This window comes from Pseudomonas petroselini, assembly GCF_045037875.1.
GTDB classification, from domain to species: Bacteria; Pseudomonadota; Gammaproteobacteria; order Pseudomonadales; family Pseudomonadaceae; genus Aquipseudomonas; species Aquipseudomonas petroselini.
In genome coordinates this window covers 2419790-2444017 of sequence record NZ_CP173614.1, presented here as the reverse complement: position 1 = coordinate 2444017, position 24228 = coordinate 2419790, and the positions used below count along the sequence as shown (strand labels likewise).

Genomic DNA, 24228 nt, shown 5'->3' with positions numbered 1-24228 from the left:
TCATTAACATTGAATGCAGAGAAACTCTCACGAGCCTTATTCGAGAATAGAAACAGATCTGGCGTATCCCTGACATGCTGCCAACGCAATCAATCCCTCATCCCCCTCCTCGGCGATCCTGACAATTCGTTGAGCAAACGCTCGGTCAAGTTCGGCTCTCTCTCCTCCATAAACCACGCCGCCGGTGCCGGTGGCGGAAGGCACTGCGTCACCTCCAGCAAAGGGCGGCTGGGCGAGGATGACTGACAGCCGCAAATCAGCGGTAGCCAAGCGATCCATAAGGCGTGCTTGGCGTTGTTTAGCATCGGTCAAAGCCCTCTGGTGAATTTGGTCGTTGGTTTGCAGGCGCCGCTCCAGGGCGTAGCGTTTGTCGGCCTCGCTACGCTGTTGTGACGATGAGGCGAAGGCCAGTTCTTTGAGCGTTTCAGCATGGAGCCGTGCTTGATCAGCCAATTGCCGCTCATACCGCCAAGCCTGGATTTGCCAACCCCCAGCAGCACCGACGACAAACAAAGCGACAAGAACCGCGACACGCACATTCAGCACAACACCGATCTCGCCCAGATCCACAACTCGATCCGCGCCTCCAGACCATTCGTGCCGCCGTTGATGCGCCGGGTAATACCGACGAAATCATCCTGATCCGCCAACACATTCAACCCATTCGCCCACCAATACCAAGCCGCCGACTCTGCCGCCCATTGCGGCTGTTCCAGCAACTCAGGCTGCTTGAGCAAACGCAGATCCTCAAACAACGCCAAGCTGCATTTGAGGTAGTTACGTCGACCAGTTATTTGGATGAGCCCCCGCCCCCGATACCGCTGACCATCACCATCCGCTTCCGGCGTATTGCCCAGCAACCTCGCCAACGCCCCGGTGTCATACCGGCTCAGATACCGATCACTCCCCCGCTCCCGCACATACCGCAGCTGCCCCGACTCATACCCAATCTGCGCCAGGAACGCCGCCTGCCGTTGCCGCGTATTGATCTCTCGCCGCCCCATGGCGTCATTCAGCACCGACACAAAAACGCCCGCTTGTTCGCGGGCGTTGGGGAAGATTTGCTGCAGTTGTTTCTCGGTGATGTTCATGTCGATAGCCCTCAATAGTGCGTCACGTCCGCCACCAGCAGGGTTGGGGGTGTCAGCCGTAGCGGCGTGACCTCGGTGTAGGTGAAGAAGCGGAACAGGTTCTGCCCCCAGAGGTTGATGTCCATCAACGCGCCGCGTCGCACGTAGCCGGGGCCGATGCTGGCGGAGTCGTACGTGGTGCCGTCGATGTTGTCGTTGAACTCGTTGTAGAAGTGCACGCGGGAGTAGGTCAGCGCGGCGGCGTATGCCCTGCCGTTGCCCACGGGCAGAGGGTATTCAGGCGAGAGCATGGTGTTGGCATGGATCGGTCGGAGGATTTTGTGTGATGAGTCGAACAGCAATCGCTGGTCGCTGCCGAACACTTGTAGCCCTGCCGTGGACGCAACGACTGGGGCGGCGGCGAACAGGTAGAGCGTCACCGTGACGCCCGCGTGGCTGGTGAGCTGCACGTAGGAGCCGTCGTATCGCGGGTCGAAGAAGACGTTGACGTAGGCGCCGCTGGTGTCTCCCATCAGCATCACTGCGTCCAGCGGTACTGTGAGGTTGACGGCGAAGTAGAGCTGCTGGCCGCTGGTGTAGCGTGGGGTCAGGGTGACGGCGAATTTGTTGATGAGGCTGAGGCAGATTTCTTCGCCGGTGATCTGGGCGGTGCCGTAGTCATTAAAGGCTTGAAGACCGGCAGGCATCAGTAGAAACCATAAAAAATCCTCACAGCCACGTTGGCTTGGTAAGGGTTGAACGGCGGCGGGTAGACCCAGCTGAGTACCCCGCCCGCTATCGAGACATTCGGGAAGATGTACACGGTGTAGAGCGGGAAGCTCAGTTGCTTGACGAAGAACAGCGGCTCGCCGATCAGCGACACGGCTATCGCGCCGTTGACCGCGCCGGTGTTGACGCTGCCGATCAGGGTGCCGACGCGGGTGGAGGTGTCTAGAATCAATGCGCCGTTGGCGTCCCAGACTTGTAATCCGGCTGGCATGCTTTAGCCCCAGATCCCCAGGCGTACCCGCAAGGTGCCGTTGATGTCGTACACCTGCACCACGCGGTTGTTGATGCTCAGGCGTCCGCCTCCGGCTACCGGGCCGTTGAATTCGATCACGCCGGTCTTGTCGAATCGCCAGCCCTGGGTGCCTGCAATGTAGTCGTTGGATTGCAGGTAGTCGCCAATTTTCAGGTTGGTGATGGAGCCGTCTTGAATCAGCGCCTGGTTGATAAACATCTGCCCGTTCTGCACCACAAACGGCGTGAACACCTGCCCACCAGCGAGGGTGGTCACCATGGCGAAGCGGTCGGCACTGACCAGAAACTGGCTCTGCAACCCGGCGCCTGTGTTCTCGATGCCTAAGCCAAACCCGGCAGCCACATACTGCCCGTCCTGATTCAGCTCCATCTTCACCGCCCACTTGGCCTGGAGCTTGTCATCGGTGCTGGCCAGGGCTTGGCTGACCTGCTGCACCGAAGCCACCGCATCATCCACCGAGGCGACGACGGTATTCAGTTGATGGGCTTGGGCGATGAGTTGCTCGCCCTGCTGTTCGATGCTGCTGGAGTTCGCCTCAACCTGATAGGCCAATGCATCAGCGGTTTCGGCAACGGTGCCGATGTCCAGCCAATAATCGGAATCGGGTGGGGCAACGCCTTGCACCGGTTCTCTGGCTTGGAACAGGCGACTACCCAGACGAACAATTTCTCCCGCCGAATAGGCCTTGGTTTCGTCATACGCCAAGGCATCGCTCACCTCGCTGAAAAGCTCTTTCAGCTCCTCTCGGGTCTTCTCCAGCCGGTCGTTCACCGAGCCAGGCCCATCGCCAGTGATCAGGCCAATCTCACCCAGCAACTCCTGACCCAGCTGGCTAGACCCAATCTGCCCCGCGATCAAATCCAGAATCGGCCCGGCCTCGGCGCTGGCTTGCCCGGCCAGACCATTACCGACGGGATACCAAGGTCCGACATTCCCCGTGCGATCCACCAGCCGCGCCCAGAAGTAGAATTGCGCCCCCGCCGCCAGCCCCTGCAAGTCATGCGCAGCCTGCGGATAAGCGAAGTCACCGAGTTTCTGTGCATTTTCAAACGCGGGCACCGCCGAGGACCAAACCTCTGTGCGCTGTGTATCCTCAGCCCCGGCAGGGAAGCCCCACTGCAAGCCAATCCCAAACAACTTGTCTTGGGTACGCAAAAACGCCACCGAAGGCGGCGGCGTGATCTTGCCCTCGATGGTGGTCAACACCGAGCTGGCCGGTATGGAGGCCACATCCAGCACATTCACCGCCCGCACCCGCGCCAGGTACTGGCCGGAGTAAACGCCCACTACATCTACCAACAGTTCTCCGGTTCGTGGAATCCGTACCCAATCTCCGGCGCCGCGTCGCCATTCCACGTCATAAGCCACCGCATACTCGGCGGCGTGCCAGGCGATGGTCATGGTGGTCACCGCCAGCCCTTGTTGGGTGGAGATGCTTTGCGTGATCAGCACGGAACTGGGCGGCGCCTGCACGTTGGGCGGGATCAAAGTCACCGGTGGTGGGTCGATCTTGCTCGCGTAATCCACCGCATCGTATTTGCCCGGTTCATGCTGGATCAGCGTGAGCTGGAACTGCTGCCACTCCGGTCGCGTGATGCTCAGCACTTTGAATTGCAGGGTCGCCAGGTCATCAGCATCGATCACCCAACCGCACTCCGGCAGCAGCGCCTCGCTGTACTCGGCGGCAACCGTCACCGCACGCCCCTCTACCCGCGCAATCAACCGCGACTCGGACGCTCCACTGGGCAGGTTGCAGATCAAACGTGATCCAGACGGAATCTCCGTATCGCGGTCCAAGGTAACCACCCGCCCCGCCACTGCCGACACTCGCCCACCATTGGCCCGGCCTGCCAGCAGCTCATCACTCAAGCGAATCAACTGCCCCGGTCGCGGTGTCTGCCCATCCAGGCCGACGCGCATCGTCGCTGGGCGTGTCTGCGTCTGCTCACTGACCAACGCAAACATCCCCGCCCGCTGCGCCTGCCCGCGACTGGTGCACCCAACTGCGCCGATGGGCAAATCCTGAATCCCAAATTTCGCGATGCCGTCTTCGACAAACACCGGCTCCTGCTCGGTCTCAAAGCTGTTGTCGGGGTTGTCCCAACTGACCATCGCCCGCGTGTGCCGGTCGCGTTTGCGCACGCCCTGGTATTTGAGGCTGATGATGTTGCCGCGATGAAAGTTGTAGACCGGGTCTTGCGGCATGTCGGCGTTGACCACCATCTGGCTGCCGTCCCAATAGGCCATGCCGTGGAAGATCGAGGCGATGTCTTCGAGGACGATGTACGCCTCTTCCTGGGTTTGCAGGTAGAGGTTGCAGGTGAAGCGCGGCTCGGTACCGCCCTTGCCGTCCGGGACCATTTGGTCGCACCACTGGGCGATGCGGTACAAGGCGTAGCGGTTGACCATCGCCGCGTTGAGGCGCTCGCCGAGGCCGTAATAGGGGTGCAGCGCCAGGTCGTACCAGACCCAGGCGGGGTTGTTGCTGTAGGCGAGTTTGAAGGTACCGTCCCAGATGCCGATGTAGGTATGGGTTTCCGGGTCGTAGTTGCTGGGCACGCGCAGGATGCGGCCGCGCATCAAGGCCGAGAGTTTGGGTACGTTGTTGAATTGCTCGGCGTCGAATTCGATGCCGCCGACAGCTGTGAGGGGGTAAGTCAGTTCGGCGTCGATGATTTCGGTGATCGACTCGACGCGCATCATGTCGGCGATCAGGCTGCTGTTCTGGTTGGGGGTCAGCCTGCGGACGCGCAGGGTCCACTCGCTACCGGTGGGTAGTTCCAGGCGGTGGGAGCGCTCGTACTTGGTGGTGTTTTTGCGTGCGACGAAGGCGGTCAACACCGGCAAATAGGCGCCGCCGTCGGTGGCGATATCCACCGCGTAGTCGATGCGGTAGCCGTTGATATTGCCGTTGGCGTCCTGGGCTTGAAGCTGGGGCCAGGACAGTCGCAAGCGCACGGCATTGATCTCGTCATTGCTGACCGAACGCACCCAAGGCGCCTCGGAGCGCAGTTCGACGGCGATGACGACCTCGTTGTTGATTTCGGGGAAGCCAACCAGGCGATCCTGATTCAAGGTGCCCGAGCGGAACTGCCAACGCGCCCGAGGGAAATTCACGGTGCCATCGGCAGCTTGGAGAGGCGTGCCGTCCAGCTTGATGGATTTCGGCCCATCAACCGGGCCGACTATTTCGCCCCAGCTAAAGGCGTACAACAGTTTCGCGGTGGCGATGGAGGGTGCGCTGTCGCTGGCGATATAGGGACGATTGGGCTTGCTGCTGCCAGCCTTAGCGCCGACGACATAACTATCCATGGCCGCGTCAGACCTGATCCTGGGCGTAGATACCGCCACTTAACACCGCGCCGCCAATCTCGCGCTCGCCGTACAGCACCGGCCACGGGTTGCCCTGCGCGACGGTGGTGACTGCACCGCCAAAGGCGTAGCTGGCACGATTCCCCTCCTCGTCTCGGCCCAGTCCTGGCTTGGGGATAGGTGCAAGCATCTGCATCACGCCGCCGACAGCGGAGCCGGTGCCCGCTGCGATCAGGCCCATGCCCCAAGGTGACGTGGTGCCGAAGCTGAAATACCCCAGCGCCACCAACGCGACGCCGAGGATGGTCTGGAACAACCCCGCACTTTTGCTGCCGACCACCAACGGCACAATGCGGATCACGCTGTCGTCGCGGGTAATGAGGGGCAATTCCTGCTCGCTCAGATTGCGTTGGCCAGCAAACACCGAGAACACCAACCCTCGCGACTCGGCATCCCGCAGAAAGCGCTCAAAGCCCGGCAGCAAATAGCACAACGCACTGATGCCCTCGGCAGGGCTGGACAGCTCCAGCGGAAAGTCCCGGCCAAAGTGCTTACGCAACACGCCATACAACCGCACCGTGCGCTGGCTCATAAGCGTGCCTCGCGATGCCGCAAAATCAACCGCGTGCGCTGCGCCCAATCCGGCCCATACACCTCGCGGCTCGAACTGCGCCCGTACAGGTGATGAATAAAAAACGGACCACTGCCACCCAAATCGGGCGCCCGTTCGCTGGAGAGCGAACCGTCCGTGCCTAAAAATATCGCCGCGTGGTTGGGGTGATAGGTGCGGCCGATTTCCATGATCAGCACGTCCCCGCGCTGAGGGCTGTCGACCTGCACAAGCCCGGCGTCGGTAAAGTGATGCTGATACAGGCTGGGACCGTGCTTGTCCTCCCACCAACGGTCGTTGCGCGGGTAGTCAGGCAAGGTCAGCCCCCACTCCCGCGCATACCAATCGCGAATCAGCGTGTAGCAATCCAGCACGCCATGGGTGAAGTCGCGCCCCAGCAGCGGCGCGGTGTAGCCTTCGGGTTTGAGCCAACCGATCTCCCCACCCGGCCAGGCCACAATCGCCCATGGCAGCTCATGCAACTCACAACTCACCCGATCCGCCTGACTGGGCCGCGCACTGCCGTTGTTATGGCTGTGTACCACCGCCAGCACCTGCCCCTGATCTTCGGCGTCGCACCAGGCATTGCGGCTGATCACAAAATGCTCCGAGGCACTGACGGCAGCGTTGAGACACGGCCAATACACGCGACCGCTGCCGGTGCGGATCAACAACCCACACGCCTCCTCCGGATACCTTGCCTCGGCGTGCTGCCGCATCTGCGCCTCCAGGGCGCGGCTGATTCGCATGGCTACCTCCGAATAATCAAACTCGAACCCGGCGCCCCACCAAACCGCGCGGTGTTGCCGCGCACCTTGCAACTGCGCCAGCGCCCGGCGCAGCGGTCTTGTGCGGGGTCATCAGTGGGTTCGTCGTGTTTAGTGAACAGCGCCGTGCCGATGTACGCGCAGGCCTCACCTCGGTATTGGTTCATGCAGGCCCAGCGGCACAGGCTGGTAATTTGTTGCGCAGGGACTTTGATGCCCTGCAAGTCCGCAGGGCTGGAAAGTTGGAACTCCAGCTGCATCTCGTCTTCATCGGTTTTCTGTTCGATAAACCAGCTCATCACGCGTTGCTGGTCACTGGCCTGCGGGTTGCCCTCGGGGAAGTTGGCGGCATCGAGGTAATGGCGGAAGGTTTCGCGGATGGTCACCTTGGCACCGGCCAGGTCGTCCAGATGCAGGCACAGCGCTGAGAGTGCACCGCGTACACCCGCGATTTCGTTGCCGACTGTCAGCGTTGGCAGTGCGGGGCGACCGTCGCCGTTGAGGTCCAGGCCTTTGGCTTCGATGCTGATCGGCTCATAGGCCTGGCCCTGCCAGATAATCGTGCCGTCCTGCATGTGGCCGTGAAAGCGCATCAGGTCGCCGCCCAGGTGAGTGGCGTCGACTTCGTACAGGCGAACGGCGTCACCCGGCTCCAGCAGTTGGACGTCGGTGTTGATGGCCATGGCGAGTCAGGGATAGAAAACTTGTTGGAAGGTCCAGCTCAGGGTGTAGATGCCTTTGCCGTGGGGCAGCAGGCGGTAACCGGTCGCGCGAAAACGCGCTGCGTTGCCGCCTGGTGGTGTCCATTGAAATGAGCGTAAACCGCGATGCTGATCCAGAAACGCCCGCACCGGCTGGATCTTGGTCAGTACACCGGTCACTGATACGTCCCAGGCTTCGGCTTGATTGTTCAGGCCAACGCCGATCACCTGTACGTAGCCGTCGCCAAATTCATTGGTTTGTACGCGCTGCTCAATCTGCCCGGATGAGCCGAGGCGCACCGGCCAAATGAAGGTCTCCACTTAGCGCCTCCCAGTTGAATCCAGCAGGCCGTTTTGCCGTTGTTCCTGGCGGATGATTTGCCGGACGGCCTCTTCAATCGCCTGTCCCATCTGCTGCGAAAATTGCTGGGCGCCCGCTTGGGAGGTGACGGACATTGCACTGTTGCCTCGCGCATCGACGTTGATGTTCACGTTGACCGGAGGCATTGGCTGCGCAATTCCGGGCGGTGCCTGGGCCAGGAATTGCTTGAGGTCGCGATTGGTGCGACCGTCCACTACCCGCTCGCCCTGTTGCAGCAACCAAGTGCCGGTTTTCGGAATCGTGTCGATGCCTTCGTGGGCCATGCCGACCAAGGTGGTCGCGGCGATCATACCCACCGAGGCATAGCCCAGCGCCCGAACCAACGCCGCCGCTGCCGGACCGGCTGGACCGAGTTCCAGAGCCTTGGTCGCCGCCACTTCGGTGTTGATGATTGCCTGGGCCATGGCCGCTGCTTTGCTGGCGAAGAACAGCAGTTTGTACGCTGCTGAACCTTCACCCGCGAGTTGCTTGAACAGGTCGGCGGCGTTGCCGGTGAGTTCGCTGAACACGCCAAGCGTGGCCGAGCGGTAAGCGTCTTGAATCGCGGCGAGTCGGTCATTGTTCTGTTGGTTGATCTCGGCAACGCGCTCTAGATATTGCTGCTCACTGGTGAGCTTTTGGTCGAAGAACACCTGCTGACGCTCCAACTCTTTATCGCGCCATTTTTGAAGTTCGCGCTCCACTTCGGTGAGGCGAATCAGCTCGGCGCTTGAGCCACCGACGGCGCTATCCAGCCCCATAAAGGCTGGTGCTTTGCCGACCGATGCGCCGGAGATTGCATCGGCTGCGGTCCGGTATTGATCCGCCGATAAGCCGCCCTGTTTTTGCAGCCTATCCAGTTCAGCGAAACGCTTGCGTGTGCTGACCAACAGGTTGTCTTCCTGTTGCTGAATCTCCGTCAGCAGTTCCTGATAGCCGCGTTGAGTATTGAGGTGATCAACCGCCAACGCGGCCCGTTGCAACTCGATTTTCTTTAACTGATCAAGCTGAGCCAGTGAGCCTTGATTGATCTCGTACTCGATACGGGCGCGTTCGGTTTTCTGGTCGCTTAGCTGGAGCTGCTCGCGCAATGAACGCAGGGTTCGCTCGTAACTATCCTGAAGCTTTTGCGCTTCACGCCGGGCGGCTTCAGCGGCTTGGCGAGCTTGGCGGTTCGCCTCTTCCTGGGCTCGGTTAGCTGCCTCTTGCGCATCCTTGAGTTGAGCGACGGCCTGGGCGCGGGCGAGTAATGCGCGACCGGCTTCGGTCTGGTTGAGCTGATCCCGCTCGGCCTGTCGATTGATTTCGCCAAGCGCCGAACTATCCCGCAGGCGGGCCATCTGCTCGACCAAATTGTTGATACGCCGCTCCCACGCAGCGGTCAGCTCGGCATCTGGTGGCTTGATGCTTTGCAGTCCCGCGCTGACCCCTTCGGCGGCGCTCTGAGCGTTGCGCAATATGCCGTCCAACGCGTCGATGCGCTTGCCTGCCTCATCGGCCTGCTGCTGACTGCGGGCATAGGCACCGGCCAGGCCTTCGATTTGATCACGCAGTTTTTGACTCGGCCCAATGACCTTGATCAGCGCCTGAGTCGCTGCGTCGATATCCTGCCCGCCCGCCAGCGCCCGCCGAAATGTCGACACCGCACGGTCCCTGGCAAAGGGATTGGTGCTGTAGCTATCGCCCCATTTATCCAACAACTGGGCGCGCTGGCGAATATCGCGGAGTGCCTGCTCAGCGGCCTTGCGCGCCACGGTCTGCTGGTCGAGCAACTGCTTGAGGATAGGACGCCGCTGGGCATTGCTCAGGGCCTCCCACTCCTTGCGCAGCTCCGCCAAAGGACGCTGCAAATCCACAGCTGAAACACGGGCCTTGTCCGCATTTTCACTGAACAACAGAAAACTTGTGGCCGTGGTCCCCACAAGGAACGCCAACCCCATCGGCCCACCCAACAGCGCCGCGACACCCGACATCGCCCGCGCCGACAACGAACTCGCCGCCGCATACGCCGCCTGCGCCGCTGCCGCAGCGCGTGAAGCCTCCAGATCCGCCAGCTTCGCCGCCGTCAGCGCCCGCGTTGCCGTATTAAGTTGCTGCGCCGTCACCGCCGCCGCCACACGCCGCTCGGCCAACAACACCTCAGCCTGAGTAACACGCGCGATCATCGCCGATGCATCCAGCGCTGCCCGCGCACGACCCAACTCAGCCGAGTACGCCGCTCGCGCTGCATCTACCTGCTCATACAGCGCCTTGATGCTTTCTGCCGCCGTCTCGGTGATCCAACCCAACCCGGTGCCGACGGCGATGGCCGACAGTACACCCAAGTTATCCGCCACATAATTGATCGCCTGCGCCAACTTCGCCGTGGCCTGCGAGCCGCTGTCGGCGGTGCCGATGTACTGCATAAAGGCATCACGCAGACGCAGCCCCGCATCCGCCACCGAGGTTGCCATGCCATCGGTTTCCTTGCGCATACGGCCGATCTGGCTGACCCAAGCCTTGGCGACGACATCCACCGTCAACTTGCCCTCGGACGCCATCAACTGCAGCTCATCACGGTTCTTGCCGAGGGCATCCTGCAACGCCTGCAACAGACGCGGCGCCTGGGTGACCACCGCATTGAATCCGTCGCCCTGCAACTTGCCGCGCTCCAGGGACTTGCTGACCTGATCAATCACCGATGCCGTGGCCTGGGCATTGGTGCCACTGACCGTCAGGCCCAGCGATAGAGCCTCGGTCATGTTCAGCGCGTCTTCGGCGGTACCGCCATAGTCCTTGAGCACGCCAGCGGTGCGGATGAACAACTCGGCGTTTTCAGAGAAGGCTTTGAAGGTGACGCGACCGATGTCCATCAGGCGGGTTTGGGCTTCGGCGAAGTCGGCCTGAGAGTCGGTGGCGAGTTGAAGGCGGGAGGCGATTTGGCCCCATTGGTCGGCCATGGCGACAAGGTTGCCGACGGCCAGAGCTCCGGCCATTACGCGGACGTAGCTGCCGACGGTGCCGGAGAGCGAACCAAGGGCCCGCTCCTGGGCGCGGATTGCCGCTTCTTGGGCACGCCAGCCTGCAGAGGCTTCGCGGTTGCCGGCAGTGACGGTGCGCAGGTAGTCGCGCCCGACTCGACCGGCGCGGGCCATTTCGCGTTGGTAGGCGCTGGTTTCGGCGGAGACGCTGACGATCAGGGAGCGTAAGGTCTGACCATTCATGGCATTCCAAGGCCCCCCGATGTTTAGGTCAACCTACAAGGGCAGTTAGCTGGAACTGCATTGCTCAATTACTTTGTCCGCCTTGCCCTTGGCTTTCGCTGCGCTGCTCACCAACGGCCCATTTTCCGGTGTCATGGTCTTATCACGCATGTGTACATCGTAGTAACCAGGCAACCCTTCCGGCAGCAAAGCCTTGCTGTAACGCTGAAACGCCACGCACTCTGCCGTGCGCTCACAGCGCTGAGCCCGTTGTGAAGACGCAACGCAACTGTCAGCTCGGGCCTTTAACTGGCTCATCTCCGTTTCGACGGATTGCGCGACTGCGTGCGTGGCAATCAACGAGAAAATCAACCCCAACACGTTTTTCATAAAACACCTGCTCGATGAGTAAGAGGTCGACTGTAATTACTTTGGATTAGAGTTATTACTCAATTCGATGCACTTGAATTCATCTGCGAACAGCCCGAGGAAAATCATGTGTTATCGAGACTCACCACCTTGATTTTCCGATCAAAGAAATGCCGCCAGTGTTCAGTCCAGGCGAACTCATCAATGCTGACCACATCAATGATCCCGAGCTTCGCCCACTCCGCGAATTTCGCATTGTTGTAAACGAAGGGATTTCGCAAAACTCCGGCGCCAAGATCCAAGGTCATCAAGCGCAAGCTGAGCAAGGCGCCATTCTTGTATTCCACGCCACCATAGCGACACAGCACGGTATCGACCTGCTTTACCCCAAAGGAGTTGAGCGACTCAATTTCCAGATTGACCGCCGGATAGAAAAAGCGCCCATCGCCACGGGCAACCACTTCGGCATAGGCGGTGCTGCTTTTAAAAGCACGCTGGTCGTCATCGCTGATGCTCAGGTTGCCGCCTTCGTAGATCCGGGCGTTGAGTAGGGTCATTGCGGACGGTGTCTTCACTAGTCGCAGAACGGCGGCTTCGCAGTTTTCGAGCAGGACGTACGTAAGGCGCGGAGTGTTGCCGAAGCGGTAGAAACCCAAGGCAACGATGAGGATGGTAATGAACAACACCAGCACCAAACTGATCAGGGAACGCTTGATGATAGGTCTCACATGATTTCTCCTGGAGAGAAAAATGCGAAGGTATCATCGGTTTTCAATCGAGTCTGTCAGCTCGGTCTGTCAGGTACTGCCGCAGCTGCACCTCGCCATCCTCTTCTCCATCCGGAAGCTCATCGTCAGGTCGCCACCTTGGTAATAGATCCAAAGGGGCAACCTTCGCGCCCTGCGCCTGAAACACGGCAGCCGCAAGGATCGCCGTCTGCACATCCCCTCTCACATCACTGATGGGTGATTCGCGGTTGTAGGCTTGCCACAAGAACAGCTCTTCGGCGCTCAGTTGCTCGATCAGTTCGCGCAAGGTCTTGCCGAGCCGCAGAGCCAGGGCCATGAGAAACCCAAGCTCCGGCTCAGCGTTTAGGCGTTTCCCGCCATGTCGACTGGATCAGGCGAATCAGCCTCAGCGCTGACACCACTCAGCTCAAACGCTTTGGCCACCAACCGGTCATGCACCGGGCTAAACGCCTCCGCCAACTCATCCACATCGTCATCGCCAAACAACCTGCGACCCGACAACTCGAACAATGTCCGGGCCAGGACAAACGCGTACAGCGGCACACTGAACACCTCAATCAGCCGCTCCTCGGGCTGATCCTCTCCGTCAACAACGGGCGGCTGAGTACTCAACCCCGCCGCCACACGCGCCAGCCGAACTTGCTCCAACGCCCGCCGTCGATACTCCAACCAATCCCCCGCGCTGAGCGCACGAATCACCACCGTAGCGCCCTCCCACTCCTCAACCTGCACACTCTCATGTTTGAAATTGCGCAACGGATCGAGGATTTTGTCGCGCAGGTCGCCATCGCTGGTTCTTGCACGCGGCATCACGCACCTCCCGTGTCAAAGCTGACCGCCCCAGTGATCCTCACATTGAACGTGCCATTCACCGTGCTGTTCGGTGCAGCGTCCCAGGTGAACTGAGTCACCAACCCAAGAAACAACGAGCTGGTTTTGTCCTTGAACACCACTTTGAACGCACGCGGCTCGCCGTCATCCCGCGCCTCACGCAGCACGGTTTGCGCTTCGTCATCCGCCTTCCAGTTGCCAGACATGCTGAAGGTGCCGTTGTCCGCCAAGCCGGTGGTGAACTCCTTGGCGTCGCTGGCCAGGGTGGTGGTTTCGATCTCGTCGGACTGCCCGCCCTGGAACTGGGGCTGCTTGATGGTCACCGAGAGGTCGGCGAACTCCAGAGTGTCGTCAGTGGGGTCGGTGGTGCTGGTTTTCGACACGCTGACCTGCGTGCCTTGGGATTTGACGTACTTGGACTTGGTCGGCGTCTGGCTGGCCATGGTGCCTCCTAGGGTTGCAGGGTGTACTCCCAGCTCACGCGGAACAGACGCGTGTCGGGCTCGTAGTCATCGGGTAAACGCATCGCCTCGCTGACGCAAAAATCGGGGCCGCTGGCGGACATCAGGTCGAAGGCTTGTTCGGCCAGGAGGATCGCTTCGCGTTTGCTCAGCGCCCAGGCGTCGATCTGGATTTGCGCGTCGGTTGAGCCGTCCCAACCTGCGAGCGTCCAGCCTGCGCCGCCGCTGATCAGGGTCCAGGTGATGCGTGGGGACGCTGCATCGGTTGGGGCGATTTCCGGGTAGACGCGGCCGTCTGCCAGCGTGCCAATGCGGGCGGCGATGGCGGTTTCGATCATCGGGCTAACAGCGCCTGATCAATGGCCTGGGCGAGTTTGCTACGCACTGCGCCCTCGATATCAGGAAGACTGCGGTCCCAGGTTGGACGGATGAAGGGTTTGGCGGTCATCTTTGACGTGCCGAGTTCCAGAAAGCGCCAGTAGAAAGGCACCGGGGAATTCTTCGGGCGCCTCACGCTGACACCCGCCACGGCGGCGCCCGGTGTATCCCGCTGGCGCAGACGTTTTGCAACAATGTGTTTTTGCAGTTTGCCGCTGCGGATGGGCGCGCTCTTGCGGGTGCGGTCCTGGGCTACGCGGGCTCCGGCCAATGTGGCATCGCGCACCACTTTGTTGGAGGTGGCTTTGGCCAGGCGTTGGAAGTCGGTTTCCAGCTCTGCGAGGCCGATGACGCGTAGCGAGGTATCAAGCATTAGCCTTCACCGTTTTGCACATCAGCTTGAGTTCGCATCGGGCGTAATCCAGCAAGGCCGCTTCGATCAGGTAGAAGGTGTCGCCCTTCATCACGCGCATGCCGGAGACGATGCCCTGGCGTGGGCGGATCAACACTTCCGCCGTGACTTCGCGTTGCTCCTGAGCTGCCGCCATCCAGGCTCGGCCGGAGACTGGGCGGATCTCGGCCCAGGTCTCGCCGACGTCCAGCCAGATTTCGATCCATCCGCCGATATCGTCTTGCACACGGGTCAGACGTTGGAGCGTTACCCGATGGCGCAAGCGACCGGCCCGCATCACACACCCAGATTGCAGCGGAAAGGTGCGAGCAAGGATCGCGAGCCGGTGGGTAAATCGGTGCGGCCGGTTTCGCTGAACAGGTCGACGCGGCTGTCGTAAAAGTGCCCCAGGATCAGCAGACAAGCAGCGAAAATCGACGGGGTGATCAGCAGTGGATCGTGCCCAGCGTCACCCGCGAAAACGGCCTGTTCCAAGTCTGATGTGTTGGCGTAGAAGCGCCGCTGCAAGTACTGCATCGCGGCGTCTTCCGCTGCATCCAGATAACGCTGCACCAGCGGCTGATCAACCGGTTCGGCTCGTAAATGGAGCATCGCGTTTTCAATGTCGATCACGCTCATGATCAGGCAGCCTTGGCTCGGCGACCTTCTAGTTCAGGCGGCGCAGGCACGGTGAATGGGCCATGGATAAAGGCCTCGGGGCGCTTCACGGCCAGGGCGACGCGTTCTTCACAGCGGATGGAGATCAGGTTTTTCTCGAAGTCGTCCGCGTTCTCGGTGCTGATCACTACGTTAGCGTCTTCCCGGTCGAACAACTGCGCGCCAGTACGGAAGGCGCCGGTCAGGAACTTGCCTTCAAACCCACTGGCCTCGGTCGCCACCACTGGCAGGCCCCACAACACAGGCCCGGCGAGGCCCAGAGGGTTGGCGAGTATGTAGCGGCCCAAGGTGTCTTTGGTCAGCTCGATCTTGGCCCAGTCGATAAAGTGCAGAACATGGCCACTGGAGGGCAGTCGCGCGAGTTGGGCTTGCAGCATTGCCAGGCGCAGGTCATCAATACCGGATTGCTCTTGCACCGAAAAGGCCGGGGCGAATGCCGAGGCCTGGGGCACTATGCCGTGGAGGTGGACACCGGTGCCGTCGCCGAACAGGATCTCATCCTCCTCCACGTACTTGAGGCCGTAGCGCATCTCGATGTCGATGGTGGATTGCAGTTGGGTGAAGTCATCAAGGATTTGCTTGGCAGCTTTGAACATGTGCGCGAGGGTGGAAACGGCGGTGATTTTGATGCCGAACTGGATGTCCGAATAGGGTTTGGCTTGCCCTTCCGGCACAACAGCGGCGGCGTTAGTGAAGCCGGTTTGTTGGACCCAGAAAATCGCAGGCGCGGTGGTTCGGCCTGGGGCGATCAGGTCGCGGATGAACAGGCGTTGCTTGGGTAAAGCGTCGATGCCGGGAAGGCGCATAGGTTCGATCACACCGGCGGGAATATCCGTCGACAGAAGCGCTGCGTTCACCGGAATACTGATGCGCTTGCCACCTTCGACGCTGGCGGCGAAGGCTTTGAGTGCTTCGCTTTTGACGACGCAGGTGCCGAGGCTGTCCTGCGGGGCGATTGCCGTTGGGCTGGGCAGCCGGGCGAATTCCTGCTCGATCTCGCCGAGGCGGGTTTTCAGCTGAATTTCGGCTTCGGCGAGGCTGTTGAATTTCAGCGCCAGCTCATCGACGGTGACCTTGGTTTGCTCCGATAGACCGCCAGCCTTGCGCGCTTCGTTCATGGCCTCCTCGGCCTGTTTGCTGAAGGCGCTGGAGGCACGCTCCAGCTCGGCGGAGACCTGTTTTAGTAGGTCGTGGGTGGTGTCGGACATGATTTATCCTCCCATAGATGCTGAGCCGTATCGGACTGCATAAAATAATTTTAAAACTAAGTAACAACCAGTATCATTTGTTTGTCAGCCATTGAAGACTGACAAAAATATTTCCTAAAAACCAAGGACGACCTCGTGTCTGAATCAAAAATAAACGACAACATCGTAAGCTGGACTTTTGAAAACTATGCAGCAGTTGCCGGCCTATTTAGCGGAGTTGCGATCTGCTTACTAGTATTTTATATATACTCACGATCTGGCTCACTGATATTTTTGCGCGACATGATGTGGCGCTTTTTTGGTGGCTCTGAAAAATTCGAAGATACAACTTATGAGATCGCACGCAAGAACCTTCGCGAAATCGAGCACTATCGATTCGAATTCAACATCCCCGCACAAAATCTAACACAGGCAAAACAAGCCGAAGAATGGATTTCCAAAAACGAACTCTGCCATAGGGACGTTTCTAAAATAAGAACCTTTATTGATTGGAAAGAATTTAACGCTCTAACACTTAAAGAAAAATTGTTTTCAAAAGCGCCTTATCGCATTCTCATTGGGTTGCTCATTCTATTTTTCGCAATCATCACCGTCACCCCTCCACTTGCAGGTTCCGAACACCTAATGGTGTCACTAAGGAATGCTCCAGAAACTCCCTCATTCTATCTGTCAGAGAGCGGGGCAAAATTTCATTTCTGGACTAACACAACGCTTACAACCACAGAGTGCCTATCGCCAGAATCACTTAAAAAATTCATAAACACTGATTTCTCCGAAAACCGCATCAACACAATTTGCAATCTTTTTCTTGACTCCAACTACAGCGCGCATGTAAAGGACGGCGTAAAAGAGCAAAAAGCCTTCCTACTGGTAGTGGCATTTATCTCTATACTGGTAGTATTTTTCATACTGGTAAAACTCAACAAAATCACAATAGCAAGAAAAATTCAAAAACAAATCGAAAGCAAAACAGCAACCTCTCCACAAACTCCGTAACACATCAAAACTCGGCGACTCTAACGCAACCTCACCCAAAGCCTTAGAGTCGCCTCAATTCATCTATGGCACTTCGAAATCGTGCCAAAGAAACCTTCAAACCAGCCATAGCCTCAGGTGAATTAGTTTGAAGATGATCAAGGTAGCGCCGTGCGAGCAATCCCGCTTGCAAAGCCCCTTGTTCCACTGCATCAGATGCGAGTAGGTAATCGGCGAATCCCCTCTCAACAGCCATACGTCCTGAGATCCAGCTATCAGCGTTCATTAACTGCTGCATGGCGTCCTGTGAGCCACCAGTGCGGGTGGCGTAGATATCTGCCATGGCCTGATCGAACGGTAACAGCCTCTGCGCCATCTCTGTAAGGTCATAACGATTGCCCATGGCAACTACCCAGCAATTATGAATGTTCAGAAATCCGGCGCGGGCGATGCGCACCTCGTCTCCGGCCATAGCAACAATTGATGCTGCCGATGCGGCCAGCCCCAGCACCTTGATGACGACCTTGCCGGAGTACTCCCGCAGCAGGTTGTAGATAGCCAGGCCTTCGAACATGTCGCCGCCCGGCGAGTTGATGTTCACCGTAACGTCAGCGCCGTCGATAGTGCGTAACGCGGCGGCAATGCGTTTCGCGGTGACGCCCTCGCCTGTCCAGGGATCGAAGCCGATAGGGTCGAAGATGGAGATGCTGTGCTCATCTCTATTTGCCGCTCGGATCGATGGGTTCCAACGCTCCAGGGCCAAGGGCCGAACCTCGCCGGATAGTTGGGCACACGGTTGCAACTGCGGCGCTAGCGGCAGGGTTTTGAGGGTCATGGGTGCTCCGTGTTACGCGGCGTTTTGTTTATCAAGTTGCTCAAGGGAAACCATCGCGGCCTGGACCGTGAAGATCTCACCGCCAGGGATTGGCGGTAGGTTTTCAAAACGGCGGACTTCGTTGCGGTTGATCCAGCCGTGAGTCAGACCACTGATATAGAAACTGGCGCGACCGGCGCTGTCAGCACGCAGCAGACCTTCTACGGCGAACTCGACGAAGATCCCTTCTGCGTCGTTCTCGTCGATCAGGCAGCGATTGATTTCCTGTTCGATATTCACCAACAACGGACGCAGGCTGTTGGTGAGGAAATGCAGGTTTTGTGCTTCGACACTCGCGGCCCAACTGCTCTGCTTGGTCATGTGCCCGACCATGAACGGCGGCACACGAAACCAGCGGCAGATCTCTTCGACATTGAAGGCGCGGGTCTCCAGCATCTGCGCGGCTTCGGGGTTCATGGTGATGCCTTGGTACTTCAGGCCCGCTTCCAGCACCATGGTTTTACCGGCGTTTTTCGAGCTGCTGAATTCCTCCAGGCTCTTGCGCAGGAGTTCGCGTTGTTCTTTGGTCAGGGTGCCTGCGCCTTGTGCAGCGCCGCCTTCAACGGTGAGGAAACCCGAGGCTTGCAGGCCGTTGGCGAAGACCTTGGCTGCGGCCTCCTCCGCCGACATTGAGGCGCCGAAGATGTCGCGGCCAGTGGTGATCGGCAACATGCCGCAGATGCCGTCCAGTCCGAAGCCACGGATGTGTACCAGGTGCTTTTCCGAGATCTCGCGCTGCCCTGTTGCTTCGTTGTAGAGGTACTGCAAGCGACCGTTGTCCAGGCGCTTGACCGTCATGCATTGCGGCAACAAAGGCACCAGCGCCACCAATCGCAGACCGATGACTTTCTTCTCGATAAAGGCGTTGCCACGCAGGCAGAGGCTGGCGACCACCATCAGCATGAAGCGCTGCGGGGTCATTTCAAGATTTGGTGAGCGGCACAGTACGCGGTACAGCGGATGGTCGGTGGCGGGTTCACGAGAACCATCGGGCAGTCGCCGGTAGAGCTTCAGTGGCAAGGTGGAAACGGATTCCGAGAGCAACCGCACGCAGGCCCAGACCGTCGACAGGCGCATTGCGGAATCGACCGATACGGCTTTACCGCTGCTGGAGGTGCCGAACCATTCCTGCCAGAAGGCCTTGTCGGGCAGGCCGATGGGCACGCGGAGCCAGTGTTGCAAGGCGGCACGCACTCGTCCGGGTTTCCAGAGTTTCACGGTCAAACGCCCACCATGATCGGATTGTTGAAGAAGCCGTCGCGATCGCCAACCTCCGCCAGTTGCAACTCGGAGGCGCCAATACTCATGGCCAGCGCCACCACGCCATTGATGCGGCCGGTGCTTTTGCGTTTGGCGAAGATGCGGTTGTCCTTTTGATCTGCGTCGAGCACCGCACTGGCGGCGTTCCAGCGTAGTACCGGGTTGGTTTTGATCTGGATGCGCTGCTCGGTGAGCAGGGTTTCCGTCAGCTCGATTGAGCGCGGCATCCAGAGGCCGGAATCCTTGGCGACGGTGTAGCCCTGGCCATGGGCGAACAACGGCACCTCAATGCCCCGCGCCTCCAGCTCCGGCAGGAAATACTTGATGCGGTAAGCGTCGAACGCCACGCCGACGATGTTGAAACGTGCGGCCAGTTCGCCGAGACGTGTGGCAACTGCGCCGTAGTCCACTGCACTGCCGGGTGGTGCGTGCAAGTAGCCTTCGCGTAGCCAGACGTCATAGGGCACGCGGTCGGTGCGGGCACGTTCGTTCAAGGTGTCTTTTGGGGTCCAGAACTCGACCAGGGCCTTACGCAACCGCGGAAAGTACAACGCGAGCGCAGTGAGGTCGCGGGTGCCGGACAGGTCCAGACCGCCATAGCAGGGCTCGTTCTGGGGGATGTCTTCAAGGGTGAAATCGGCTTCGCAAGCCAGCCAGACATCAGCGGAGAGCCAAGGGTTTTCAGCATCCACCCACTGGCAGAAATTCAGCCGTCGAACGCTCGACTCCTTGGCAGGCATACCCCGCGCTTCGGTGACTTGTTCGCGCAGGTACTTCAAGCCTGGCAGGCCGCCGTTTGCATCGCCGGTTCGGCCGAACGCTAGGCTCGGGTTAGACTTATACCAGCAGGCCTCATCTTTGAACGGGTCGTCGCCTTCGTCCAGGGAGCAGATGAAGGCGAAGAAACTGTCGTCGTGTTGCTGGCCAGAGCAGATCGCTCGCCCGTACTCGTGGTACTCGTAGCAGACCGAAGTGCGGTCGTGGCCGCTGTTGGTGATCATCACGATCAGCGCTTGGCGACGGCTCTTGGTGCCTGCGCGGATCATGTCCACCACGACACGGGTTTTGTGTTCGTGGATCTCGTCGAGCAGCGCGATGTGTGGGCGCGGGCCGGATTGGCCGTCGTCAGCGCTGATCGGGCGGAAGAAGCTGCCTGAGGCAAAGTGGGCCAGATTCCAGACCTTTTCGCCGCGACCGGATTTTTCCAGGCGCTTAGCTAGCAACGCTGACTGATCGACCATCGAGACCGCGTCGCGGAACAGGATCATCGCCTGGTCTTTTTTGGTCGCGGCTGCGTAGATCTCGGCGCGGGCTTCGGCGTCCGACGTCATTCCGTATAGACCGATGCCAGCGGCTAGCGGTGACTTGCCGGAGCCTTTGGCGGTTTCGATGTAGGCGGTGCGGAAGCGGCGGAAACCGTCCGAGCCTTTCCAGCCAAATAGGCTGCCGACGATGAAGGACTGCCAGGGCAGGAGTAAAAATGGCAGACCTTCGTACTCGCCACCGTTCAGGCAGAGGACGTCTTCGAAGTAGCCGATGGCACGGTTGGCCGCTTCCTGATCCCAGCGCAGGCCTCGTTGAGCGCCGTTTTTCAGGTCGTTTAGGTGACGCTGGCAGCCGTGGCGAACATCCGGCCCGGCGACGATACGACCTTCTACAACCTCAAGGGCAAAGGCGCTGACGCGGTCAGAAATACCTGTCCGCGAGGCGCTTTTGCTCATTGGGGAATAGCTCGCCTTGGGGCGCAGGTGCTTTCAGAGAACGGCGGGCCAAGGGCGACAGGCCGAACTTGGCGCCTGCTTCATTGGCACGGCGTTCGGCGTCGTTACGCAGCTTGCGCCACACCGACAAATCCTGGGCGCCGCTACGGTAGGTTTGCACGTCGCCGCGTAGGGATTGGCCCTGGCTAAGCTCGCGGATCTTCAGGGTCCAGAAGCGGTACTCGGCGACAGCTTCGCAGTAGTGGGCCATGGCTTGGCGGTCCAGGCGGGAGATCAGACCTAGGGATTCCAGGTCGGGCACGATGCGTTCCCATTCGGCGCGGGCCTCGTCACTGAGCCAATCGGGTTTCGCTGGGGCTTCTACTGGCGCCAGTGGTTTCGCCTGTTCGCGCAGCAGTTCTTCGCGGTTGCGCTTGCTGGGGTTGCCGTTTAGCAGATGGACGATGGCGGGCTTGGCTGGGCGTCCAGAGTTTTGATTACCGGCCATTGTTCACCTCAGATTTCACCAGGGAGCGCCTAGTGCGTGAAAGGGGCACCCCTCATTTTTCCCGCCGCTGCACAAAAACCGGGGGGCGGGGTCTTGAAGCTGGAGGCTGCGCAACTTTCACCCCACCCTCCCCTGGTTCCATGGGTGGCTGGGGTCGATGGGTTGGCCGTCGGTTGTGCAGCCGAGGACTACGCCGGATTTTTCAAAGCGTTGTTTGTGGGCGTCGTGGCAGTGCTTGCAGAGGGATTGCCAGTTGGTGTGGTCCCAGAAGAGGCGCGTGTCACCGTGGTGGGGGTGGATGTGGTCGACGACTGAAGCTTGGGTGATACGGCCGTGGCGCTCGCATTCGGCGCACAGCGGGTGATGTCTTAACCAGCCGAGGCGAGCCTGCTGCCAACGGTAGCCGTAGCCGCGCTGGGCGGATGTGTTCATCTATCCTCGTCGCGTCGGGGGATTTTGGCACCGGCGAAGCGTTCAGCCAGATTGCGCACCTTGTCGACGCCGAGTAGCCCAACCATGCCCCCCACGAACGCTGCCGCCTCTTGTGGGAGCCCTAGCAGGCTTAGCCCAGAGAGGATTGCCAGAGTGATGCAGCCACAGAGGATTGACTCCAACAGAACGGCTTTTCGGGTGCCGCCTCGGTAGATGATTCGTAGCGCAGAAATCAATGCTGACAAGCTGGTGGCGTAGATGACTGGGGCATGTTGAGCCAGCCATGCGAGGGCAACGGCCCAAGCGGTGGGGTCTTTACTGGAAGGCATATCGACAGTCCTCCGATACATCGAGACTCGTTAAAAAGCGGTTACAACTCATCGGATGCACGCTGAAGTATTCGGGATTAGCATTGCCGAAAACTAAGCCAATGGCGTACATTAGCTATGATTTTCATTGAGACCCCAACCTTCACGCGCCGTGTGAAGGAATTGATTGATGACGATGCCTACACTGTTTTTCAGCGTGCATTGATGCTTAACCCGTCCGCAGGTGACGTGATCGAAGGCACCGGTGGAATTCGTAAAGTTCGAATTGCTGCGAAGGGCCATGGCAAACAAGGTGGAGCCCGAGTGATCTACTACCACTTCGTCTCGATGTCGCAGATTATTCTGTTGATGATCTACCCGAAGAATGAACAGCACGACCTGACCAGCGACGAACGCAAAGCGTTGAAGGCTGCAATCGAACACTGGAGATAATCATGAGCAAATTTTTTGACGAGTTGATGGGAAGCGTACAGGAAATGAACGAAATCCTACGGGGTGAGCGTCAGCCTTCGCGCGAATTCCACGTTGATGCGCTACAGGTCAAAGAGATTCGCAAAGCAACGGGTCTGACTCAAGCCAAGTTTGCCGCACTGATTGATGTGCAACTCGGAACCTTACGCAATTGGGAGCAGGGACGGCGCGAGCCTACTGGCCCAGCAAAAGCACTGCTTAAGGCCATTCACAACGATCCAGTACATGTGCTGAACGCATTGGCGGGTTGAGCGCGTTGCTCTCGACTCTGGGCTACCGGCAAAAAAATAACAACTTAGCGAGGTTTTACTCCTCAACGGAAATTGAGCAAAGGGACTGATTAAAGAAATTTTCTCAGTACTGAATTGAGAGAAGGTTGTGTCACGGTTAAGGTATAGAGAGCTGACAAACGGTAATGCGGTATCGCGCCTAAAGCGCTAAACCTGTTTTACTTAGACCACATCAGCTGCAATACAACCTATGACACGAACACATTATGGAGCTTCAGCCGCAATGGAATTTCAAGTTTATACATCCCTCAAAGGAACCCGAGGGCGGGACACCGAGGCAAATCTTACACTGACAATAACTGGCAATAGCGACCACCCCCCTAAATTTTTGTCTGATTTCGCCGGGGGTGGTGAAAAGATCTATGACGGTTACTCAACTCGAACGTCGAAGTTCGTTACAGCACCAGCGAATGATCCACGTCGGCTCAGCTTGACCTTCGAAAACGGTTCGCATGCAACTTTACATCCCTGCTTCGAGCGCATTCAAAACCCTGAGGACCCACTAAATCAGCTTCGCGCCCTACCATTGGCAATCGGACAGATGTTAGCTCTTTCTTACTCCGATACCCCCAACTCTCAGGATTTCGAGATAATTGGTTTTAACTGGAAATAACAACTCTATCAATTAAAAACCATGAGCCCTCTATTGGGCTCAGTCAAGGATCTGGGTTCGGCAACCCTAGCAGAAATGACAAGTCAGCAGCCGCCAGAGCGGCTCAATGCTCTGTGATTCAATCTCGCCAACACTAGATCGTGCAATCGCTGCACCCAATTGCGATAGGTTCTATCTGCAGTTGCCTCCAACCCTAGCAATCGCATTTGCTCAACAACGGACAACTCCCTCTCCGGCAAGTAACGCAGACTCGCCAGTTTGGCTAGCCGCTGGCCCTGCTCACCCTGATGCTGCAACCAGGCCAACGCCGCTTCGACTTCCCTCGCTATGTGATCGGGACCAGCACCAACGGACAACTCTCTGGAGCCCGGCGTACCACGAGGCATCAGGCCACCAAATCGCATCAGCGTGCCCAACGGACTGCCAAGGCTGCGCTCGGCATTGCAACGCCGGTTCTGTTCCCCCCAATGACGCATCAGGGTTTCGATTTCAGGAATCATCGTCTTCACCTCGCTCATTGATCTGGTGACATTGGTGACGTACTGGTGACACAAAAACGCCTTTAAATTCAAAGCTGTCACCAGTGTCACTACTGTCACCAGATAAAAAGTATTTGTACGGTACGCAGCCGATGACGATGAGGCGGTGTACGCGTGCGCGAACCGG

The 24228-nt window shown here is 59.0% G+C and carries 31 protein-coding genes; 4 read left to right on the top strand and 27 right to left on the bottom strand.

The genetic code is table 11. The features are described 5' to 3' along the window. Positions 1-36: 36 nt before the first annotated feature. From ACI512_RS11445 to ACI512_RS11350, 20 genes are all read right to left on the bottom strand, one after another. On the bottom strand, positions 37-570 hold the full coding sequence (locus ACI512_RS11445) for a lysis protein (protein WP_405121798.1): 534 nt from the start codon (positions 568-570) through the stop codon (positions 37-39). Then, positions 540-1091, bottom strand: a complete 552-nt coding sequence (locus tag ACI512_RS11440; protein WP_405121797.1) for a glycoside hydrolase family 19 protein — start codon at positions 1089-1091, stop codon at positions 540-542. The genes ACI512_RS11445 and ACI512_RS11440 overlap by 31 nt, the downstream gene beginning before the upstream one ends. An 11-nt stretch (positions 1092-1102) precedes the next feature. Further along, positions 1103-1777 carry a hypothetical protein gene (locus tag ACI512_RS11435; protein WP_065886273.1) on the bottom strand — a complete coding sequence of 225 codons (675 nt, stop codon included), beginning with the start codon at positions 1775-1777 and terminating at the stop codon, positions 1103-1105. Further along, the gene (locus ACI512_RS11430; RefSeq protein WP_065886272.1) at positions 1777-2070 is read right to left on the bottom strand and encodes a hypothetical protein; all 294 of its coding nucleotides are present in this window, start codon (positions 2068-2070) and stop codon (positions 1777-1779) included. The genes ACI512_RS11435 and ACI512_RS11430 overlap by 1 nt, the downstream gene beginning before the upstream one ends. A 3-nt stretch (positions 2071-2073) precedes the next feature. Then, positions 2074-5424, bottom strand: a complete 3351-nt coding sequence (locus ACI512_RS11425; protein ID WP_405121796.1) for a host specificity protein J — start codon at positions 5422-5424, stop codon at positions 2074-2076. 7 nt (positions 5425-5431) lie between these two features. Continuing rightward, positions 5432-6016, bottom strand: coding sequence for a tail assembly protein (locus ACI512_RS11420; protein ID WP_405121794.1), 585 nt, complete (start codon positions 6014-6016; stop codon positions 5432-5434). After that, positions 6013-6783 (bottom strand): C40 family peptidase, encoded by a 771-nt coding sequence (locus ACI512_RS11415; protein WP_405121793.1) that lies wholly within the window; start codon positions 6781-6783, stop codon positions 6013-6015. The genes ACI512_RS11420 and ACI512_RS11415 overlap by 4 nt, the downstream gene beginning before the upstream one ends. A 2-nt stretch (positions 6784-6785) precedes the next feature. Next, positions 6786-7484 carry a phage minor tail protein L gene (locus ACI512_RS11410; protein ID WP_405121792.1) on the bottom strand — a complete coding sequence of 233 codons (699 nt, stop codon included), beginning with the start codon at positions 7482-7484 and terminating at the stop codon, positions 6786-6788. A gap of 6 nt (positions 7485-7490) precedes the next feature. Continuing rightward, a complete protein-coding gene (locus ACI512_RS11405; RefSeq protein ID WP_405121791.1) occupies positions 7491-7823 on the bottom strand; it encodes a phage tail protein in 333 nt (110 codons plus the stop codon). Continuing rightward, entirely contained in the window at positions 7824-11066 is a 3243-nt protein-coding gene (locus tag ACI512_RS11400; protein WP_405121790.1) for a tape measure protein, read from the bottom strand. It abuts the gene before it with no gap. Between the two features lie 45 nt (positions 11067-11111). Beyond that, the gene (locus tag ACI512_RS11395) at positions 11112-11435 is read right to left on the bottom strand and encodes a hypothetical protein (RefSeq protein WP_405121789.1); all 324 of its coding nucleotides are present in this window, start codon (positions 11433-11435) and stop codon (positions 11112-11114) included. Positions 11436-11539: 104 nt separating this feature from the next. Continuing rightward, positions 11540-12142 carry a hypothetical protein gene (locus ACI512_RS11390; RefSeq protein WP_405121788.1) on the bottom strand — a complete coding sequence of 201 codons (603 nt, stop codon included), beginning with the start codon at positions 12140-12142 and terminating at the stop codon, positions 11540-11542. A 43-nt stretch (positions 12143-12185) separates the two neighbouring features. Beyond that, positions 12186-12479 (bottom strand): DUF4035 domain-containing protein, encoded by a 294-nt coding sequence (locus ACI512_RS11385; protein WP_405121786.1) that lies wholly within the window; start codon positions 12477-12479, stop codon positions 12186-12188. Positions 12480-12505: 26 nt separating this feature from the next. After that, entirely contained in the window at positions 12506-12973 is a 468-nt protein-coding gene (locus tag ACI512_RS11380) for a phage tail assembly chaperone (RefSeq protein ID WP_405121785.1), read from the bottom strand. Beyond that, positions 12973-13437, bottom strand: a complete 465-nt coding sequence (locus tag ACI512_RS11375; RefSeq protein WP_405121784.1) for a phage tail tube protein — start codon at positions 13435-13437, stop codon at positions 12973-12975. Before ACI512_RS11375 ends, ACI512_RS11380 begins: the two co-directional genes overlap by 1 nt. Positions 13438-13445: 8 nt before the next feature. After that, positions 13446-13793, bottom strand: coding sequence for a hypothetical protein (locus tag ACI512_RS11370; RefSeq protein WP_405121783.1), 348 nt, complete (start codon positions 13791-13793; stop codon positions 13446-13448). Further along, the gene (locus ACI512_RS11365) at positions 13790-14206 is read right to left on the bottom strand and encodes an HK97-gp10 family putative phage morphogenesis protein (RefSeq protein ID WP_405121782.1); all 417 of its coding nucleotides are present in this window, start codon (positions 14204-14206) and stop codon (positions 13790-13792) included. Before ACI512_RS11365 ends, ACI512_RS11370 begins: the two co-directional genes overlap by 4 nt. Further along, on the bottom strand, positions 14199-14522 hold the full coding sequence (locus tag ACI512_RS11360) for a phage head closure protein (RefSeq protein WP_405121781.1): 324 nt from the start codon (positions 14520-14522) through the stop codon (positions 14199-14201). The genes ACI512_RS11365 and ACI512_RS11360 overlap by 8 nt, the downstream gene beginning before the upstream one ends. Next, entirely contained in the window at positions 14522-14863 is a 342-nt protein-coding gene (locus tag ACI512_RS11355; RefSeq protein WP_405121780.1) for a head-tail connector protein, read from the bottom strand. The genes ACI512_RS11360 and ACI512_RS11355 overlap by 1 nt, the downstream gene beginning before the upstream one ends. Before the next feature lie 2 nt (positions 14864-14865). Further along, positions 14866-16110, bottom strand: a complete 1245-nt coding sequence (locus ACI512_RS11350; protein ID WP_405121779.1) for a phage major capsid protein — start codon at positions 16108-16110, stop codon at positions 14866-14868. Between the two features lie 135 nt (positions 16111-16245). Here ACI512_RS11350 and ACI512_RS11345 point away from each other — a divergent pair, with 135 nt between their 5' ends. After that, positions 16246-17106 carry a DUF6216 family protein gene (locus ACI512_RS11345; protein WP_405121778.1) on the top strand — a complete coding sequence of 287 codons (861 nt, stop codon included), beginning with the start codon at positions 16246-16248 and terminating at the stop codon, positions 17104-17106. A 43-nt stretch (positions 17107-17149) separates the two neighbouring features. Here the strand turns inward: ACI512_RS11345 and ACI512_RS11340 are convergent, their stop codons facing one another. The 6 genes from ACI512_RS11340 to ACI512_RS11315 form a co-directional block, all read right to left on the bottom strand. Further along, positions 17150-17920: a head maturation protease, ClpP-related gene (locus ACI512_RS11340; RefSeq protein ID WP_405121777.1), complete on the bottom strand. Its 771-nt coding sequence runs from the start codon at positions 17918-17920 to the stop codon at positions 17150-17152. 12 nt (positions 17921-17932) lie between these two features. Continuing rightward, positions 17933-19177: a phage portal protein gene (locus ACI512_RS11335; protein ID WP_405121889.1), complete on the bottom strand. Its 1245-nt coding sequence runs from the start codon at positions 19175-19177 to the stop codon at positions 17933-17935. A 2-nt stretch (positions 19178-19179) separates the two neighbouring features. Then, complete coding sequence (locus tag ACI512_RS11330) at positions 19180-20940, bottom strand: terminase large subunit (RefSeq protein ID WP_405121776.1); 1761 nt, start codon at positions 20938-20940, stop codon at positions 19180-19182. Next, positions 20906-21427 carry a phage terminase small subunit P27 family gene (locus tag ACI512_RS11325; protein WP_405121775.1) on the bottom strand — a complete coding sequence of 174 codons (522 nt, stop codon included), beginning with the start codon at positions 21425-21427 and terminating at the stop codon, positions 20906-20908. The genes ACI512_RS11330 and ACI512_RS11325 overlap by 35 nt, the downstream gene beginning before the upstream one ends. Positions 21428-21544: 117 nt before the next feature. After that, entirely contained in the window at positions 21545-21859 is a 315-nt protein-coding gene (locus ACI512_RS11320) for an HNH endonuclease (RefSeq protein WP_304628120.1), read from the bottom strand. Then, entirely contained in the window at positions 21856-22188 is a 333-nt protein-coding gene (locus ACI512_RS11315; RefSeq protein ID WP_304628121.1) for a phage holin, lambda family, read from the bottom strand. Before ACI512_RS11315 ends, ACI512_RS11320 begins: the two co-directional genes overlap by 4 nt. A 117-nt stretch (positions 22189-22305) precedes the next feature. On the opposite strand from ACI512_RS11315, the gene ACI512_RS11310 reads away from it, so the two are divergent. From ACI512_RS11310 to ACI512_RS11300, 3 genes are all read left to right on the top strand, one after another. Next, positions 22306-22620 carry a type II toxin-antitoxin system RelE/ParE family toxin gene (locus tag ACI512_RS11310; protein ID WP_405121774.1) on the top strand — a complete coding sequence of 105 codons (315 nt, stop codon included), beginning with the start codon at positions 22306-22308 and terminating at the stop codon, positions 22618-22620. A 2-nt stretch (positions 22621-22622) separates the two neighbouring features. Beyond that, positions 22623-22910 (top strand): NadS family protein, encoded by a 288-nt coding sequence (nadS, locus tag ACI512_RS11305; protein WP_181081085.1) that lies wholly within the window; start codon positions 22623-22625, stop codon positions 22908-22910. A gap of 262 nt (positions 22911-23172) precedes the next feature. Then, positions 23173-23562: a hypothetical protein gene (locus ACI512_RS11300; protein WP_405121773.1), complete on the top strand. Its 390-nt coding sequence runs from the start codon at positions 23173-23175 to the stop codon at positions 23560-23562. Positions 23563-23645: 83 nt separating this feature from the next. On the opposite strand, the gene ACI512_RS11295 is transcribed toward ACI512_RS11300, so the two are convergent. After that, a complete protein-coding gene (locus ACI512_RS11295) occupies positions 23646-24062 on the bottom strand; it encodes a hypothetical protein (RefSeq protein ID WP_405121888.1) in 417 nt (138 codons plus the stop codon). Positions 24063-24228 lie beyond the last annotated feature (166 nt).